At 52.2% G+C, this 18,162-nt stretch carries 14 protein-coding genes and 1 pseudogene; 6 read left to right on the top strand and 9 right to left on the bottom strand.

Features of this window, described 5'->3' with window-relative positions; genetic code table 11:
* Positions 1 to 6 precede the first annotated feature (6 nt).
* Positions 7 to 945, bottom strand: coding sequence for a bifunctional riboflavin kinase/FAD synthetase (ribF, locus tag DQM29_RS12925; protein ID WP_111741072.1), 939 nt, complete (start codon positions 943 to 945; stop codon positions 7 to 9).
* Positions 946 to 1,327: 382 nt separating this feature from the next.
* Here ribF and rpsT point away from each other — a divergent pair, with 382 nt between their 5' ends.
* Positions 1,328 to 1,591 carry a 30S ribosomal protein S20 gene (rpsT, locus tag DQM29_RS12930; RefSeq protein ID WP_111741073.1) on the top strand — a complete coding sequence of 88 codons (264 nt, stop codon included), beginning with the start codon at positions 1,328 to 1,330 and terminating at the stop codon, positions 1,589 to 1,591.
* Between the two features lie 71 nt (positions 1,592 to 1,662).
* Here the strand turns inward: rpsT and nhaA are convergent, their stop codons facing one another.
* The 3 genes and pseudogenes from nhaA to dnaK all read right to left on the bottom strand — a co-directional run bounded on the left by nhaA (position 1,663) and on the right by dnaK (position 6,332).
* Complete coding sequence (gene nhaA, locus DQM29_RS12935; RefSeq protein ID WP_111741074.1) at positions 1,663 to 2,844, bottom strand: Na+/H+ antiporter NhaA; 1,182 nt, start codon at positions 2,842 to 2,844, stop codon at positions 1,663 to 1,665.
* A gap of 330 nt (positions 2,845 to 3,174) precedes the next feature.
* The gene (dnaJ, locus tag DQM29_RS12940; protein ID WP_111741075.1) at positions 3,175 to 4,299 is read right to left on the bottom strand and encodes a molecular chaperone DnaJ; all 1,125 of its coding nucleotides are present in this window, start codon (positions 4,297 to 4,299) and stop codon (positions 3,175 to 3,177) included.
* 112 nt (positions 4,300 to 4,411) lie between these two features.
* Positions 4,412 to 6,332 (bottom strand): annotated as a pseudogene (gene dnaK, locus DQM29_RS12945) (molecular chaperone DnaK).
* A gap of 449 nt (positions 6,333 to 6,781) precedes the next feature.
* On the opposite strand from dnaK, the gene satP reads away from it, so the two are divergent.
* Positions 6,782 to 7,360, top strand: coding sequence for an acetate uptake transporter (satP, locus tag DQM29_RS12950; RefSeq protein WP_111741076.1), 579 nt, complete (start codon positions 6,782 to 6,784; stop codon positions 7,358 to 7,360).
* A 69-nt stretch (positions 7,361 to 7,429) separates the two neighbouring features.
* Here satP and ttdR read toward each other — a convergent pair whose 3' ends face one another.
* Positions 7,430 to 8,389: an L-tartrate utilization transcriptional activator TtdR gene (ttdR, locus tag DQM29_RS12955; protein WP_111741077.1), complete on the bottom strand. Its 960-nt coding sequence runs from the start codon at positions 8,387 to 8,389 to the stop codon at positions 7,430 to 7,432.
* Between the two features lie 302 nt (positions 8,390 to 8,691).
* Here ttdR and ttdA point away from each other — a divergent pair, with 302 nt between their 5' ends.
* From ttdA to DQM29_RS12975, 4 genes are all read left to right on the top strand, one after another.
* On the top strand, positions 8,692 to 9,600 hold the full coding sequence (ttdA, locus tag DQM29_RS12960; RefSeq protein ID WP_111741078.1) for a L(+)-tartrate dehydratase subunit alpha: 909 nt from the start codon (positions 8,692 to 8,694) through the stop codon (positions 9,598 to 9,600).
* Positions 9,597 to 10,202 carry a L(+)-tartrate dehydratase subunit beta gene (gene ttdB, locus DQM29_RS12965; RefSeq protein ID WP_111741079.1) on the top strand — a complete coding sequence of 202 codons (606 nt, stop codon included), beginning with the start codon at positions 9,597 to 9,599 and terminating at the stop codon, positions 10,200 to 10,202. The genes ttdA and ttdB overlap by 4 nt, the downstream gene beginning before the upstream one ends.
* A gap of 71 nt (positions 10,203 to 10,273) precedes the next feature.
* Positions 10,274 to 11,737 carry an anion permease gene (locus DQM29_RS12970; protein ID WP_111741080.1) on the top strand — a complete coding sequence of 488 codons (1,464 nt, stop codon included), beginning with the start codon at positions 10,274 to 10,276 and terminating at the stop codon, positions 11,735 to 11,737.
* 82 nt (positions 11,738 to 11,819) lie between these two features.
* Positions 11,820 to 12,734 carry a LysR family transcriptional regulator gene (locus DQM29_RS12975; RefSeq protein WP_111741081.1) on the top strand — a complete coding sequence of 305 codons (915 nt, stop codon included), beginning with the start codon at positions 11,820 to 11,822 and terminating at the stop codon, positions 12,732 to 12,734.
* A 51-nt stretch (positions 12,735 to 12,785) separates the two neighbouring features.
* Here DQM29_RS12975 and DQM29_RS12980 read toward each other — a convergent pair whose 3' ends face one another.
* From DQM29_RS12980 to mog, 4 genes are all read right to left on the bottom strand, one after another.
* On the bottom strand, positions 12,786 to 13,646 hold the full coding sequence (locus DQM29_RS12980) for a fumarylacetoacetate hydrolase family protein (protein WP_111741082.1): 861 nt from the start codon (positions 13,644 to 13,646) through the stop codon (positions 12,786 to 12,788).
* Positions 13,647 to 13,871: 225 nt separating this feature from the next.
* Positions 13,872 to 15,200 carry an MFS transporter gene (locus DQM29_RS12985; protein ID WP_111741083.1) on the bottom strand — a complete coding sequence of 443 codons (1,329 nt, stop codon included), beginning with the start codon at positions 15,198 to 15,200 and terminating at the stop codon, positions 13,872 to 13,874.
* A 520-nt stretch (positions 15,201 to 15,720) separates the two neighbouring features.
* Positions 15,721 to 17,055 carry an MFS transporter gene (locus tag DQM29_RS12990; RefSeq protein ID WP_111741084.1) on the bottom strand — a complete coding sequence of 445 codons (1,335 nt, stop codon included), beginning with the start codon at positions 17,053 to 17,055 and terminating at the stop codon, positions 15,721 to 15,723.
* A gap of 241 nt (positions 17,056 to 17,296) precedes the next feature.
* Positions 17,297 to 17,878, bottom strand: a complete 582-nt coding sequence (mog, locus tag DQM29_RS12995) for a molybdopterin adenylyltransferase (protein ID WP_111741085.1) — start codon at positions 17,876 to 17,878, stop codon at positions 17,297 to 17,299.
* Positions 17,879 to 18,162 lie beyond the last annotated feature (284 nt).

The raw sequence follows: 18,162 nt of genomic DNA on the forward strand, positions 1-18,162 counted from the left end.
AATAGATTAAGTCCGCACCGTCTGCCCAAAAAACCGACGGGCGGTAGCGACATCGTTTTCAATCTGTTGCTTTAGCGCCTCCAGCGACGCAAAGCGCTGCTCGTTGCGCAGCTTTTCTCTGATGACAACGTTAATATGGCGGCCGTAAAGATCCATATTGACGTCCAGCAGGTGCACTTCAAGCTGCTGACGCACGCCGGACACCGTAGGGCGTGTGCCAATATTGGCCACGCCAGGCAGCGGAGACGGCGTCAGCCCGGTAACTTCAACGGCGTAAACACCCTTTATCGGCGCAACCAGCCGCTTCATCGGCAGATTAGCCGTAGGGAAACCGATTGTGCGCCCTAATTCGTCACCGTGCACCACTCGCCCGCTCATGCCGTAAGGGCGCCCTAATAAAGATTCTGCCAGTGCCAGATCGTCATCGCGCAGCGCCTGACGAATCATCGTGCTGCTGATGCGCTTGCCGCCTTCACAAAAGCTCTGTGTATTCGTGACCGAAAAGCCGTTTTGCTCCCCAGCCTCTTTCAGCAGGGAGAAATCCCCCAGACGGCCTGCACCAAAGCGAAAATCGTCGCCCACGGTCAAAAACTTAACACCTAGCCTTTCAACCAGCAACTGAGAAATAAACTCTTCTGCGCTGATGTCGGCAAACGCTTTGTCAAACTTGACGCACAGCAGGTAGTCAACGCCCGCTTCTGCAAGGTGTTGGCACTTATCCCGCAGCCGTGTCAGCCTGGCGGGCGCTTTGTCCGGAGCAAACAGCTCCATCGGCTGAGGTTCAAAAATCATTACCATCGTCGGGAGGCCAAGACGTTCTCCCTCCCGCTTTAGCTGGCGCAGCAGTGCCCGATGGCCCAGGTGGACGCCGTCAAAGTTCCCTATCGTCAGTACGCAGCCGCAGTGACGGGGACGTAGGTTATGTATGCCGCGAATCAGCTCCATAGATCAGCTCAGGGATTCTCTACAAATCGAAGGCGCCGATTATAGCAACTGCAACACCGAAGGTTAACCGGCGATTGCGCGATCGCTTAAAATCTTCGGCCTTTTACAGCAGCAAAAGTCACCGATAAACGTCTCTTAGCGCTTAGTTCTTCAGCACACGCGTAAAGAAAACGCGTTAATGACTGTATTCCGATACGTAAAGCTGTTAGAATTCTGCGCCATCGATAACCGCGGTGTCGCTTCTTCTTTGTTCCTGAAAAAATTGTTCGTGGAATAAAAAATAGCGGCGCTAATTTGTACAAATCCGTTGACAAAAGAAGGCTGAAAGGGCATATTCCTTCGCCTTTAGAATGTCCTCAAGAAACTATTTGGGAGTTGGACCTTGGCTAATATCAAATCAGCTAAGAAACGCGCCATCCAGTCTGAAGCGCGCCGCAAGCACAATGCAAGCCGCCGCTCAATGATGCGTACCTTTATCAAGAAAGTACGTATGGCGATCGAATCAGGTGACAAAGCTGCTGCAGTAGCTGCGTTCAGTGAAATGCAACCAATTGTTGACCGTCAGGCAGCAAAAGGCTTAATTCACAAGAACAAAGCTGCACGTCATAAGTCACACCTGAGTGCACAAATCAGCGCTATGCAGTAATGCTTCACGCTGTTTAAAAAAACCGGCAATGCCGGTTTTTTTATGCCCAAATTTTGTGTCAAAGGCGCGGCTTATGCCGCAGCCTTCCCATGTAAACGACCAAGCGCCGACTTCAACATTCCATAGCCCAGCACCGCAGCCAGCGTTGAGCCCAGCAGGATCCCTAACCTCGAATATACCATCAGTGCATCCTCTTGCCCTTCAAATGCCAAAGAGGAGATAAAGATAGACATAGTAAAGCCGATACCGCACAGCACTGAAACCGGAAAAATCAGCTTCAGATTAATGGACGGCGGCAAGGAAACCAGCTTGACCTTAAGCGCCAGCCAGCAAAAGCCAAAGATACCCAGCGGCTTGCCCACTACCAGACCTGCCATGATGCCAAGAGGTAGCGCATCGACCAGAGACGATGCCGTTACCCCACCCAGCGACACTCCTGCATTTGCGAAAGCAAACAAAGGCAGGATCAGAAACGTCACCCACGGGTGAAGCTGGTGAATAAGGCTATCCAGCGGCCTGCTGCTGTCTCTGCCGCTGAGCGGAATAAAGAACCCAGTGATAACCCCCGCCAGCGTTGCGTGTACGCCAGACTTCAGCATAAATACCCACAGTACGGCTCCCACTGCCAGATAGGCTATCTTATTGCCAACTCCGCATCGGTTCATCAGCACCATGGCGGCAATCGCGGTCGCAGCACCTGCCAGCGCAATACCGGAAAGCGTCTTGGTATAAAACAGGGCAATAATCACAATCGCGCCCAAGTCATCAATAATCGCCAGCGCCATTAAAAACGCCTTCAGGCTGGTTGGAACTCGGTTGCCCAGCAGCGCCATGACCCCTAAAGCAAACGCGATATCGGTAGCCGCCGGTATCGCCCACCCGCTGCGCGTTACCTCATTGTCTGCGTTAAACGCTAGGTAAAGCAGAGCCGGTATTACCATTCCGCCAATGGCCGCCACGACGGGAAACATCGCTTTGTCTCTGCCAGCCAGCGAGCCTTCAATCAGCTCTTTTTTCACTTCCAGACCAATCACCAGAAAAAAGATCGCCATCAGGCCATCGTTAATCCAATGCGCCAGTGAATGACTTATTTCCAGAGTTCCCGCCTTAAATGCGATGGGAAGATGCAAAAAGCCTTCATACGCTGCCTGTAGAGGGGAATTAGCGACAATCATTGCTGCTATAGCTGCTAAAATCAGCAAAATACCGCCGGAAGCCTCCAGCTTGAGAAACTGGCGTAAATAGTAAGTCATTGCTCTTATCCCTTCACTCAACAAGACGATGAGTATTTTTCATTGCCATTAATTTAGGTAGGCAATAGTACAAAACAACACATATTTTAGTAAAGTTATGCGATTAAACCAAAACAGGATAGTCAAAGTAGAAAAACAACAAGAAGAGTAAAAAAAGAATTTAAATATCAATATTATAAAAATTACTTATTCAATAAAAATGCTCATCTACCGGGTAGAAGATTTACACAACTTCACTGATTCCTTCTTCAAAGAATAGCGTTATAGAATAAAAAACGCCCGACCAAGAAGGCCGAGCGCTGTAGTTAAGCCTGACGAGAATGCAAAGAGCTAGCCGGTCAAATCGTCAAAAAACTTCTTCACGCCGTCAAAAAAGGACTTAGAACGCGGACTGTTTTTCGAGCCTTTATCGCCCCCTAAGGACTCATCCAGCTCTTTCAACAGCTGCTTTTGCTTTTCGTTCAGCTTAACCGGGGTTTCAACCACAACCCTGCACAGCAGGTCACCCTGACTGCCGCCCCGTACGGACTTCACGCCTTTGCCGCGCATGCGGAACAGCTTGCCCGTTTGAGTTTCTGCCGGGATCTTCAGGTTGACGCGACCGTCCAGCGTCGGTACTTCAATCTCGCCGCCCAGTGCCGCCATAGCAAAGCTGATAGGCACTTCGCAGTAGAGGTTGTTGCCGTCCCGCTCAAAGATCGGGTGCTGCTTAACCTGAACCTGAACGTACAGATCGCCCGCCGGAGCGCCGTTCTCACCGGCCTGCCCTTCACCGGATAACCGTATACGGTCGCCGGTATCAACACCCGCAGGGATCTTGACCGACAGAGTCTTGGTCTTTTCAACGCGCCCCTGACCGTGGCACTTATTGCAGGGATCTTTAATGATCTTGCCGCGCCCGTGACAGGTAGGACAGGTTTGCTGTACGGCGAAAAAGCCCTGACGCATTTGCACTTGGCCGCTGCCGTGGCAGGTACTACAGGTCGTTGCAGAGGTTCCAGCCTTCGCACCGCTGCCGTGGCACACGTCGCATTCAGCCAGCGTTGGAATACGGATCTCTTTGGTCACGCCGCGCACCGCCTCTTCCAGCGTGAGCGTCATCGTATACTGAAGGTCGGCACCCCGGCTTGCGCGCTGACGGCGGCCGCCAAAGATGTCGCCGAAAACGTCGCCAAAGATATCGTTAAAGTCAGCGCCGCCGCCAAAGCCGCCGCCGCCCATACCGCCCTGTTCAAAGGCAGCATGGCCGTACTGATCGTAGGCCGCTTTCTTCTGCGAGTCAGTAAGAACCTCATAGGCCTCTTTGATTTCCTTAAACTTCTCTTCGGAATCTTTGTCGCCCTGATTGCGGTCAGGGTGATGCTTCATCGCTAGGCGCTTGTAGGCCTTCTTGATTTCACGCTCGTCGGCATCGCGACCTACGCCCAGAATCTCATAATAGTCTTTCTTTGCCATCGGTGGACTTTACCCTATATATGCGTACACGGGCGTAGAGTTTCCTCAACGCCCGTGCCAAGTTCCGTTAACGAGCCCCGCTAGGGCTCGCTACCGTGCCCGCTTAGGGCGATTACTTCTTGTCTTTAACTTCTTCAAACTCGGCGTCAACGGCGTCGTCATCTTTACCGGAGGTGCTCTGCTGAGCCCCTGCATCGGAAGATGCGCCTTCAGCATGCTGCTGCTGAGCCATTTCCATCAGCTTGCCGGACGCTTCCACCAGAGCCTGGATCTTGGCTTCGATATCCGCTTTGTCTTCACCCTTCAGTGAAGTTTCCAGCGCGCTCAGAGCGCTTTCAATAGCGGCCTTGTCGCCTGCATCCAGTTTGTCGCCAGCTTCAGTCACCTGCTTACGAGTGCTGTGCAGCAGGTGGTCGCCCTGGTTACGAGTTTGAACCAGCTCTTCAAACTTACGGTCAGCATCGGCGTTAGCTTCAGCTTCGCGCACCATTTTCTGAATTTCATCTTCATTCAGGCCAGAAGAAGCCTTGATGGTGATGTTCTGCTCGCGACCAGAGTTCTTATCTTTCGCAGAGACGTGCAGAATGCCGTCGGCGTCGATATCAAAAGGTCACTTCAATTTGCGGCATACCGCGCGGTGCAGCCTGAATACCGTCAAGGTTGAACTGGCCCAGCGACTTGTTGTCAGCCGCGCGCTTACGCTCGCCCTGCAGCACGTGGATGGTCACTGCGGACTGGTTGTCTTCCGCCGTTGAGAACACCTGACTGTGCTTGGTCGGGATCGTCGTGTTCTTGGTGATCAGCGACGTCATCACTCCGCCCATGGTTTCGATACCCAGAGACAGCGGGGTAACGTCCAGCAGCAGTACGTCTTTCACATCACCGGACAGCACGCCGCCCTGAACCGCAGCGCCGATAGCAACGGCTTCGTCTGGGTTAACGTCTTTACGCGGCTCTTTGCCGAAGAAGTCTGCCACTTTCTGCTGAACCAGCGGCATACGGATCTGACCGCCGACCAGGATAACGTCCTGAACGTCACCAACAGACAGGCCAGCGTCTTGTAAAGCCACTTTGACCGGCTCCAGAGAGCGGTTAACCAGATCTTCAACCAGAGACTCAAGCTTAGCGCGAGTCACTTTAATGTTCATGTGCTTAGGACCGGTCGCGTCTGCGGTGATGTACGGCAGGTTAACGTCGGTCTGTTGTGCAGAAGAAAGCTCGATCTTCGCCTTTTCAGCGGCTTCTTTCAGGCGCTGCATCGCCAGTGGATCGTTGCGCAGGTCAAAGCCCTGCTCTTTCTTAAACTCGTCGACCAAATAGTTGATCAGGCGCGTATCAAAGTCTTCACCACCCAAGTGGGTATCACCGTTGGTCGCCAGAACTTCGAAGGTTTTCTCGCCGTCGACTTCGTCGATTTCAATAATAGAAATATCGAAGGTACCGCCACCCAGGTCGTATACCGCGATAGTGCGGTTACCCACTTCTTTATCCAGACCGTAGGCCAGCGCAGCCGCAGTCGGCTCGTTGATAATACGCTTAACGTCCAGACCGGCAATGCGGCCTGCGTCTTTGGTTGCCTGACGCTGAGAGTCGTTGAAGTAAGCCGGTACGGTAATAACCGCTTCGGTGACTGTCTCGCCGAGGAAATCTTCCGCGGTCTTTTTCATTTTCTTCAGCACTTCTGCGGAAATCTGTGGCGGAGCAATTTTTTGCCCTTTCACTTCAACCCAGGCATCGCCGTTGTCAGCACCGATAATTTTGAACGGCATGATGTCTTTGTCGCGCTGAACTTCGTCATCGCCAAAGCGACGGCCAATCAGACGCTTGATTGCAAAAAGCGTGTTCTGAGGGTTGGTTATCGCCTGACGCTTGGCCGGCTGGCCCACCAGAATTTCGCCGTCCTGGGTATAGGCGATAATTGACGGGGTAGTACGATCCCCTTCTGCGTTTTCAATGACGCGTACCTGAGTACCGTCCATCACGGCAACGCATGAGTTCGTTGTTCCCAGGTCAATACCAATAATTTTACCCATTGCATGTTCTCCACTTAAAAAAACTGTCTTCGTTCACATACTCACCTATATGGGGATGGTAAATCGCTTTTCAACTGTCGTTTTACACATCACTACCCAAAATAATTCACACTGCACGGCTTAAAACGCTGCCCCTGAAAGGGAGAGGCCTCAAGGGCCGGAGTATTTATAGCCAACACATATGCAGTGTGAAACAAAATGGGTATACAGGCTTGCCTTAACCGTTGTTCATAACATGGGGTCAACCCTGCGGGCATCAAGGGGGAAAAATAAAAAAATTTCCGCCTATTTCTGATCTAAACCATTGTTTAACGCTTACGCGCTCATTATGATGCGGCGCTTGCCTGAAAACTTGTGGTAGACCGGCAGGCAGCGCAAAACGCCACCGCTTTAGGCGGAATAAAAAAACAGTTTATTAAACAACGTATTCGACTGAGTACAGGGGATATATGCACTCAATTAAATTAGCGAACCCGGGTCCGTTAGGATTGATGGGATTTGGTATGACCACCATTCTGTTAAACATCCATAACGCGGGATTCTTTCCGGTAGTGACTGCTATCGTCGCCATGGGAATTTTTTACGGCGGCATCGCTCAGGTTATTGCCGGCATTTTAGAATTCAAGAAAGGCAACACTTTCGGCGTGACTGCTTTTACCTCTTACGGCTTTTTCTGGCTGACGCTGGTCGGCATTTGGTACCTGCCGGGTAACGACCACGTTTCCTCCACTGACGGCACTTTCCTGGGCATCTATCTTGCTCTGTGGGGCGTGTTTACACTGTTTATGTTCTTCGGCACCCTGAAAGCCAACCGCGCACTGCAGTTCGTTTTCGCCAGCCTGACCGTACTGTTCTTTATGCTTGCTATCGGCAACATTACCGGTAATAAAGGCCTGCTGAACATTGCTGGATTTGAAGGCATCGTCTGCGGCGCCAGCGCAATTTATCTGGCAATGGCGGAAGTGTTGAACGAGCAGTTCGGTCGCACCGTTCTGCCTATTGGCGCGCCAAAAGGTCAGTCACACTAGTATCGCTGCACCATCAAATAAAGACCGCATTTCAAAAACAGCCGTCAGGCTGATAGAAATGCGGTTTTTTTATATCGCTATATTTCCTTCACTTTTTCGCTCTGCCACATTCTCGTCTAAATGGCCAAACAGGCGCTGGCAGTATTCCATCAGGTACTCAACGCAAACCTGCAGCTTAACGCTCTGATAAAGCGGCTCCTGATACACAGCCCAAATGTTAGCACTCTGGGAATACTCAGGAAGAATGCGCACCAGCTCGCCCCGTTCAAGGAACGGCATTACGTCCCATTCTGAACGTAAAATCACGCCTTTTCCCTCCAGCGCCCAGCGCAGAACAATCTCCCCGCTGTTGGAAGAAAGGTGACCGGAAATTTTTACCGACTTCTTATCTTTGCCCTTTTTCAGCTCCCAAATACCGGGAGTGACGTCCCGCTCTTTGGTAATCAGACAGTCGTGACCAGACAGCTCGCCGAGGGAGCTAGGCAAACCGTGTTTTTCTATGTAGGCCGGTGCGGCACAGAGAATTCGCTTATTCTCCGCTAGCCGACGTGCAATGTAGTTTTCCGCAATGTCGTCGTTGATGCGGATATCCAGATCGATACCGTCCCGGCTTAGGTCAATCTGCCGGTCAAACAGCTCAAAGTGGATATGCAGCTCAGGGTAGAGCCTCATCAGCTCGGTAATCGCAGGAGCAATGTGCGTGCGCCCAAATCCAAAGCTACAGCCGATGCGGATCATCCCAACCGGTAGGGTTTTCATTTGCGTAACGTCGTTTACCAGCGTCTGCATGTGACTGAGTACGTTCAGGGCGTGGTCATAGCAGCGCCTACCGCTTTCCGTTAACACCACGCCGTGAGCCGAACGGTTGAGCAGCGTGGTATTGAGTGTGGACTCAAGGATATGTATGCGCTTGGTGACAAACGCGGGCGTCTGCCCAAGCTTCTCCGCCGCGCCGCTAAAGCTGCCGCAGTGCACAATCTCCACCAGAACCTGAAGATCTTTAGGAAGCGGATACTGATTTAACGCCATTGCCCTGCCCCTTGAATGAAAAATCCCTACTCACCAGAGATGATAATGAACTGAACGTTGCGCCGCTTCAATCGGCATCCTGCCGTTATTTACCAAGTGCGAGTCAAAACCCCTTTTATTCCTGTGGAATTGCCAGTCTCCATCATGATTTCAGAGGTAAATTAACAAAACGCTAATCAATCATTCACGGCGCCAGAAAAAATTAATCCTTACTTCCTGTGGTAGTTTCCTCTCGACGTTGTCGATTTCTTTCGTTTTACCCCGAAGCATTCAATAGCTATTCAATAGCTGGAGCCATGTCAATGAGTATACAAAACAAGCAGGAAGCCGTCGGTAAGCTGACGCAGATCGTCGCCGACTTTACCGCCATGATCTCAACCCGCATGCCGGACGACGTTGTCGATAAGCTAAAAGAGCTACGAGACGCTGAAACCTCACAAATGGGGAAAATCATCTACCACACCATGTTCGACAACATGGAAAAAGCCATTACTCTCAACCGCCCTGCCTGTCAGGACACCGGCGAAATCATGTTTTTCGTTAAAGTGGGTAGCCGCTTCCCGCTGCTGGGAGAGCTGCAGGCCGTATTAAAACAGGCGGTGGAAGACGCTACCGTTCAGGCTCCTCTGCGCCACAACGCGGTGGAAATCTTTGACGAGGTCAATACCGGTAAAAATACCGGTAGCGGTGTGCCTTGGGTCACCTGGGACATTGTTCCAGATGGTGACGATGCGGAGATCGAGGTCTATATGGCCGGCGGTGGCTGCACCTTACCCGGTCGCTCAAAAGTGCTGATGCCTTCTGAAGGCTATGAGGGCGTCGTGAAGTTTGTGTTTGAAAACATTTCGACGCTGGCGGTCAACGCCTGCCCTCCCGTTTTGGTCGGAGTCGGTATCGCCACCTCGGTGGAAACGGCTGCCGTGCTGTCCCGTAAGGCGGTTCTTCGCCCTATCGGAACCCGCCACCCGAATCCGATCGCGGCCGAGCTGGAAGTGCGGCTAGAGGAAGGCCTTAACAAGCTGGGCATTGGACCTCAAGGGCTAACCGGAAACAGCTCCGTAATGGGCGTACACATCGAATCCGCCGCCAGACACCCTTCTACCATTGGCGTTGCCGTTTCTACCGGCTGCTGGGCGCACCGCCGGGGAACGCTGCTGGTTCACCCTGACCTGTCATTCGAAAACATTTCTCACACCCGGAGCACGCTATGAAAAAGATCCTGACAACCCCTATCAGCGACGACGACCTGAAGGACATCCGCGCTGGAGACGTGATTTATCTGACTGGAACGCTGGTGACCTGCCGCGACGTTTGCCACCGCAGGCTAATAGAGCTTAATCGCCCTATTCCTTATGACCTGCGCGGCAAGGCGATTTTCCACGCCGGCCCTATTGTGCGTAAAAAAGACGACGGTTGGGAAATGGTTTCCATTGGGCCAACCACCAGTATGCGCATGGAGGCGTTTGAAAAAGAGTTTATCGAACAGACCGGCGTGAAGCTGATTGTAGGCAAAGGCGGCATGGGGCCACTGACCGAAGCAGGATGCAAAGAAAACAAGGCTCTGCACGTTATCTTCCCTGCCGGATGCGCGGTAGTCGCCGCGACACAGGTTGAAGAGATCGAAGAGGTTCACTGGACTGAGCTGGGCATGCCTGAATCGCTGTGGGTCTGCCGCGTGAAGGAGTTTGGCCCTCTGGTGGTCTCAATCGACACTCACGGCAACAACCTGATTTCAGAAAACAAAAAGCTGTTTGCCGAACGCCGCGAGCCGCTGGTCGAAGAAATCTGCCAGCACGTTCACTACATAAAATAATAACAAGATAAGAAAGACCGGGAGCCCATTCACCTGGGCTCTGCGCCTCTCTCCCTTTACAGGACACCACAATGGCTACGCTCCGCAACTCTTGGCGGTATTTTGTGCCGCCTGTTGTCAGTATTCTTATTGCCTTAATACCTGCTCCCACAGGGCTTGAAGCCCACGCCTGGCTCTATTTCGCCGTATTTATGGGAGTTATCGCTGGGCTTATCCTCGAACCGGTTCCCGGCGCGGTAGTGGCAATGATCGGCATTTCTGTTATCGCGATTCTCTCCCCGTGGCTGCTGTTTAGCCCCGCTCAGATGTCGCAGGAGGGTTTCAAATTCACCTCTAAGGCGCTGTCCTGGGCAGTATCGGGATTTTCCAACTCGGTTATCTGGCTTATCTTTGCCGCCTTTATGTTCGGCATTGGCTATGAAAAAACCGGCCTCGGCAGGCGTATCGCCCTAATGTTGGTCAAAAAGATGGGACATAAAACCCTGTTTTTAGGCTACGCAGTTATGCTTTCAGAGCTGGTGCTGGCTCCGGTTACACCGTCGAACACCGCTCGGGGCGCGGGAATTATCTACCCGATCATCCGCAACCTTCCCCCTCTCTATGACTCTAAGCCTGACTCGCCAAGCTCGCGCAGCATTGGCTCTTACGTCATGTGGATGGGCATCAGTGCGGACTGTGTCACCAGCGCCATCTTTCTAACGGCGATGGCGCCCAACCTGCTGCTAGCCGGGCTGATGAAGGGCGCGTCCGGTTCGGCACTAAGCTGGGGTGACTGGTTCTTAGGCATGCTGCCTTTGAGCGTTCTGCTGGTTCTGTTAGTCCCCTGGCTGGCCTACGTCCTCTATCCACCGACGCTTAAGGCGGGCGATCAGGTGCCCAAATGGGCCGGTAAAGAGCTGGAAGCAATGGGGCCGCTCTCCCGTCGCGAGAAGTGGATGCTGGTGCTGATGCTGGGAGCTCTACTGCTGTGGATTTTCGGCGGTGATTTCGTTGATGCGGCCATGGTGGGCTACGGCATCGTCGCGGTAATGCTGGTGATGAAAATCATCAGTTGGGAAGACATTATCAGCAACAAATCCGCCTGGAGCGTCTTTTTCTGGCTTGCGTCCCTGATTACTCTGGCGACTGGCCTGAACAACACCGGCTTTATCGCCTGGTTTGGCCACCTTCTGGCACAGGGGCTCAGCGGATTTTCACCGCTGATGGTTATGGTTGCGCTGATTGCCGCGTTCTACCTGCTGCGCTACTTCTTCGCCAGCGCGACCGCCTACACCTCCGCGCTCGCGCCGATGATGATTGCCGCCGCCATGGCGATCCCCGGGATCTCACTGCCAGTGTTCTGCCTGATGGTGGGCGCAGCCATCGGACTGGGCAGTATCCTCACCCCTTATGCGACAGGCCCTAGCCCGATTTACTACGGCAGCGGCTACCTGCCCACAGCGGACTACTGGCGACTCGGCGCCATTTTCGGTGCCGTTTTCTTTGTTCTGCTGATCGCCACTGGCCTGCTGTGGATGCCTCTGGTGCTGGCATAGCTAGCTTGCTGCCTCTCACTACAAAAGCCGACGCTCCGTCGGCTTGATTCATTTCGTTAAAAACAGATCGTAAGGAGCTACTGTGGAACTTAATCAACTCCGGTGTTTCATCGCCGTTGCCGATGAACTCCATTTCGGCCACGCGGCGCAAAAGCTTGATATGCTGCCGTCAACGCTGGGGCGCTATGTCAGGCTGCTGGAGGAAACCTTGGGCATTCGGCTTTTGGCCCGCTCAACCCGCAACGTCTCCCTCACGCCTCACGGTCAGCTTTTTCTTGATGAAGCGCGCGACATCGTCGGCGGTGCCGATCGCCTGGTTCAACACTTTCAAAAGTTAGGCCGACAGCAGGGAGGAAAGCTACGGATAGGCACCATAGACAGCACAGCCGTCAGCCTGATACCGCAGATCCTGCACGCCTTTCGTAGTGCTCACCCGGATGTAGAGATCCAAATTGTGGAGGATAAGTCCTCAAGGCTGCTGCCTAAGCTTCAGTCAGGTCATTTGGATCTTATTTTCATCCGCCCGGCGGAACGCCTGCGCGAGGGGCTGGAAAGCCGCTTTCTGTTTTACGAAGACATTGTTCTCGCGATGTCTGACAGGCACCCGCTTGCGCGCCTTCACGAGATCCACGTAGAAGATCTGGCAGACATTCCGCTGATTGTCCCACAGCGCAGGGTTCGCCCCCACAGCCACGACCTGACGCTGAACCTGTTTCAAAACGCCAACTTCAAGCCGCAGCTGGTACAAATTGGCGATGAAAAGCAGACCATTCTCAACATGGTGGCCGCCGAAATAGGCGGTGCGGTCATGCCCCGATGGGTCACTCGTATGTCTGTGCCTAACGTCAGGTTTATTCCTCTGGCGAAAGGGTGTGAACACGTGCGGGAAATGCTGCCCGTTGCCGCCGTCTGGCTAAAAGGCATTCGCGACGAAACGCGAGACAGCATGATGGCTATTGTTATGCGAGAGCTGGAAAAAGCCTCGGAACAGGGTTAGAAGCAGTCCGGCCGAGCCCATCTTTCTCAGCCGAACTATTTTAGAACAGCGCTATTGCGACAGCACCGACGACAGCGACGACACGCGGTTCACCAGACGGCCGATCTTGTCGATTTCCACTTCAATCACGTCGCCCTCCTGCATAAACAGCGGCGGATTGCGCTTTTTCCCTACGCCTCCGGGGGAACCGGTAATAATGACGTCCCCCGCAACCAGCGGGCTAAAGCGGGAAATGTACTCCACCAGCGCGGCAATAGAGTTAACCATATTGCGCGTCGAATCGTTCTGTACCTGATTTCCGTTCAGATAGGTTTTGATAGTGAGATCCTGCGGGTCGGTAATGTCATCGCGAGTCACCAGCCAAGGGCCAAACGCGCCGGTTTTGCGCCAGTTCTTACCGGAAGTGAACCAGGTAAACTGCATATCCCGCACTGAACCGTCCATAAAGCAGCTATAGCCGGCAATGTGCTCCAGCGCGTTTTCGCGTGAAACGTTGTCCGTATCTTTACCGATAACGACGGCAAGCTCCCCCTCATAGTCGAACTCGCTGCTGTCGTCTGGCTTACAGAGCGCGCCGTCGTGTGCAGTAAGGGAGTCGGGGAAGCGAATAAACAGCGTGGGAGCATTAATGGTTTGTTCAAACTCGATGCGCTTTTCCATGTAGTTCATACCGGCACAGAAAATCTTACTTGGGTTTTCGATAACGGGTAAAAACTGAACTTCATCCAGAGTAAAATCCGCCTGCTCCAGCTTCATTTGCCTAAGTTCGTCTAAAACCTGCCCTGCAATCGCCGATTTAAGATCGGGAAAATAGGCGCTATAGCGTTTTCCCAGATCGTAAATATGGTTCCCTTCAATCCGCCCCCAGGTTTTATTACCTGTTTTCGGATTAATAAAACTTAATAGCTTCATAGTACTGCCCCGCATAGCCTGGTTAATTAAAAAATATGACTGATTAATTCGTTATGTTTCTATAGTCAATCGCCTGCGCGTCTCTCTACGCATGCATTGCACATGCGTAGATAAGGCCTCGATATTTTCTGTGAAGACATAATTAGCATCAATGTAAATAATTAATTATTTAAATTGCTTAATTTGGTTAATTTTTATCGCATTAATACATCCTGTATAAATGACTTATTCCGACAGCAGCGCTTCTCCCTGTTCCTGCCTATTTTGCTTTTCCCGTTTTTCCTGCTTCCTGCGGTTGTAGTCAACCAGCAGCGTCAGCAGTGCCGATACCACCAGCATTCCGGCGACGCAGTAAAGCGCGGCGGAGAAGTCCCCCGTTGTCTCTTTTAGCCAGCCGATGATCGTTGGCCCAGCGAAGCCCCCCAGATTCCCGATAGCGTTAATCGCTGCAAGGCCGGCCGCTGCCGCCGGCCCGGAAAGAAAGAGTGAAGGAATGCTCCAGAGGGGCGGCTTACATGAAGAGATGCCGATATTCGCCATCACCAGCGCCACAACGGCAACCCACAGAACCTGAGACGACCCCGTCAGGATAAACCCAACGCAGGCCAACAGGCAGGCGCAAACCACGTGCCAAGTGCGCTCTTTGGTTTTATCCGAATGCCTCGCCCACAGGATCATGGAAACCGCCGCCAGCGCCGAAGGAATCGCGTTGATAAAACCAATCTGCAGCGTGGTTAATCCAAAGGATTTAATAAACTGCGGCGACCAAATGTTAAGAGAATAGAGCCCAGCGGATGTGCCAAAGTAAACCACGGCAAGGGTCAGTACGCGGATATCCGTTAACCCCTTCCAGACGCTGGTCTTTACTGCCACCGCCTGATTTTGTTTTTCCGCCGCCAGCGTGTCGATAAGCCACTTTGTTTCTGACGCTGTCAGCCAGCGGTTTTTCTCTGGACGATCGTTGACATAGAACAGGGTAAATACCCCCATAATGCCCGCAGCGATAGTGCACAGTAAGAACATCAGCTGCCATCCCTTAAGCCCCAGTGCACCGTCCATACTGAGAATCGCGCCCGCTAGCGGTGACCCCAGCATAGCGGACAGCGGTGCCGCCGCCATAAAGAGCGCAATCACCTGCGCCCGGCGCTTAATAGGGAACCAGGTGCTCAAGTAGAGAATGATGCCGGAAAAAGACCCCGCCTCGGCAACACCCAGCAGAAAACGCACGATATAGAAACCGGTCGCTGTCTCGACGTACATCATAAAGGCGGTAATCACCGACCAGCTGAGCAGTATCCTCGCCAGCCAGATTCGCGGACCGACTTTCTGCAAAATAATGTTAGAGGGAACGTCTGAAATAAAATAGCCAAGAAAAAACAGCCCTGCCCCTAGCCCAAACACCGCGTCAGAAAAGCCGAGATCCTGATTCATGGTCAACGCGGCAAAGCCAATGTTAATTCGGTCAAAGAAACCGACAAAATAAACAATCATGACGTAAGGGACAATGCGCCAGGTTATTTTCTTTAGCGTGGTATGTTCTATAGAATTATTCATATTATTTTTCCGATGTGATAGGAAACGTCCTAGCCGTTTTGAATATTGACGAATAGGATGTAAAACACTGCCCACGGAAAATATGCGCTGGCGCGATGGGATAATCATCCCACGGAAATTATATAAAAATTTAGCATGATCCCTTTAGTCAGAGATAAAACGTCGAAATTTCCCCCATAAAAATACTATTTCAATTAAATACATGACGTTAGACTGCCGATAAAACCACCTTTTCTACTTTTTCATTGACTCAATCATCCGATATTACGTACTCATATTTGTGATAAAACTCAATTTTTAGACACTTTCATAGGCTAACGCCTTGCTAAGCCCTAAAAACAGGTTTTAGCGCCATCGCTGAATGAAGGAAATCGCTATTTTTGCCCAAAAGATAGGGCGAAACGAAAGAGATAAGATAGACGCAGAGCAAATAGATAGATCGCAATAACAGCTACGCCCCGTTTATCAAACGGGGCGTAGCATTTAATCGTAATGCGATGTATTGGTAAGGATTGGCTTTCTACCCCGCTACAGCAGAGCCTTCCTCTTCCACCTTCTGCGGCGAACTGACTAGCGTCGATTCCGTTTCATTCAAATCGTGTCGCAGGTAGATCCCCAACAGCAGGCCCATAATCGACAGCGCTAGCACGTAATAGGCCGGAGCCATTGGAGTAAGCTTCATAATGTAAGTCACGCATACTGGCGTCAGGCCGCCGAAAATAGCGTAGGACACGTTATAAGAGAAAGAGAGACCAGAGAAGCGGATCTCCGCCGGGAAGGCCCGCACCATCACGAACGGCACGGCCCCCACGACGCCAACGCACAGCCCGGCAATCCCGTAAGTGACAAACAGCAGGTCAACGTTGGTCGCCGAATGGTAGAACGTCCAGCTGGCCACCGCCAGCAGCAGGCTGCCGCCGATAAAGGTTTTACTGGCGCCAAATCTGTCTGCCGCCAGCCCCGCTATCACACATCCGACGCACAGCGCGATAATCGCTACGCTGTTGGCCTTCAGGGCAATAACGCGATCGATACCAAACTGGGTTTGCAGGTAGTTAGGCGTCATCAGGATAACTACCACGATCCCCGCTGACAGTAGCCAAGTCAGCAGCATGGAGACGACCACCGCACGGGGGTAGTTCAACACTACCGACTTTAACGGAAGCTCCGCCGCCAGCGCCTTACGCTGCTGCATTTCAACAAACACCGGCGTCTCTTTCAGCCAGCGGCGCAGGTACATAGCCACTAAACCAAAAATACCGCCCATAAAGAATGGAATGCGCCAGCCGTACTGATGAATGCTTTCCAGAGACATGGACGAGTTAATCACCGTGGCAATAAAGGAACCCAGCAGAATGCCTATCGTCAGGCCTGCGGTTAAAACGCCACAGGCAATACCGATACGCCTATTCGGCACGTGCTCTGCCACAAATACCCATGCCCCCGGCACTTCACCACCGATCGCCGCGCCCTGCAAAATGCGCATCAACAGCAGCAGCAGCGGTGCCGCAATGCCGATGGTTTCGTAGGTTGGCAGCATACCCATTGCCAACGTCGGTACAGCCATCAGCAGGATACTCAGGGAGAACATCCGCTTGCGCCCCACCAGATCGCCAAAGTGTGCCATCACAATACCACCCAGTGGGCGAGCCAGATAGCCCGCGGCAAAAATGCCGTAAGTCTGCATCAGCACCAGCCACTGCGGCATGCTGCTTGGGAAAAACAGCTCACCAATCACGACGGCAAAGAAAACGAAAATAATGAAGTCGTAAAACTCCAGCGCGCCGCCCAGTGCGGCTAGGGTTAACGTCTTGTAGTCCTGCTTATTCAGAGGGCGATTTTTTTGCTGAATCATAAAAAACCATCGATTGCCATAGAGTGATAAAAATAGAACAGAGATTTCTGTAAAATATTTTTTACTATATCGTAATCATAACAATACACCAGCAAAGAAAGTATCTATTTTGTAAAAGCGAGGGCGGAATCGGTTAATAGCCAAATAAAGAATGGAAAATAGCCTTTGAGCCGAGCAAATGAGCTAGCGTTCGGCGACGGGTGCCGCCGAACGGGAAAGGAATATAGAGCGGAAAAAGAAACTATTGAGGGCGAACAGCACTCTTTGGCCGGAAAGCCGCAACCACGTCGGAATGGGTTTCCACGTAAGGGCCGTCCAGCAGCTGAATGCAGTAGGGAATGCTGGCGAAAATGCCCAACACCAGCACTTTTCCGCTTTCGTCCTTCACTCCTTCCAGCGTCTCTTTAATGGACTTCGGCTGCCCCGGCAGGTTGACGATCAGCGCCTGCTTGCGAATAACGCCGACCTGACGCGAAAGTATCGCCGTTGGCACGTAATGTAGGCTTATCTGGCGCATTTGCTCACCAAACCCCGGCATAATGCGATCGGCTACTGCCAGCGTCGCGTCCGACGTCACGTCGCGACGCGCCGGGCCTGTTCCGCCGGTGGTCAGCACCAGATGACAGCCGCGCTCGTCCACCAGCTCGCAAATCGCCTCTTCAATCATCGCCTGCTCGTCAGGTATCAGGCGGCTTAGGGTTTCAAACCCGCTGCTGACCGCCGTCTGCAACCATGACTCCAGCGCCGGGATCCCCTGATCCTGATAAATACCGTTAGAAGCGCGGTCAGACACCGAAATCAGACCAATGCGTAGTTTGTTCATAGTTACATCCTGCGTTGCTAAACCCTGTAGATATGGGTCGATATCATACGCTGATTGCGGCGGGTTTGGCAGTGTTGGGTGGTGAAGGGTGAAAATGCCGATCCGAGGGCCAATAGAAACGATATGACTAAATTACTGGATGAGCCCCCATATTTTCTAGCCGCTTTTTTGATATGATGCCGAGAATAACATCATTGCAGAAGTTACTGTTTATATCTGATTGAATTAAGGAAGATGATTAAATAAACATTAAAAAATCTGAGCTGGCCTCTGTCCTTATCTGA

The sequence above is a fragment of the Leminorella richardii genome, from assembly GCF_900478135.1.
In the GTDB taxonomy this organism is placed as follows: Bacteria; Pseudomonadota; Gammaproteobacteria; order Enterobacterales; family Enterobacteriaceae; genus Leminorella; species Leminorella richardii.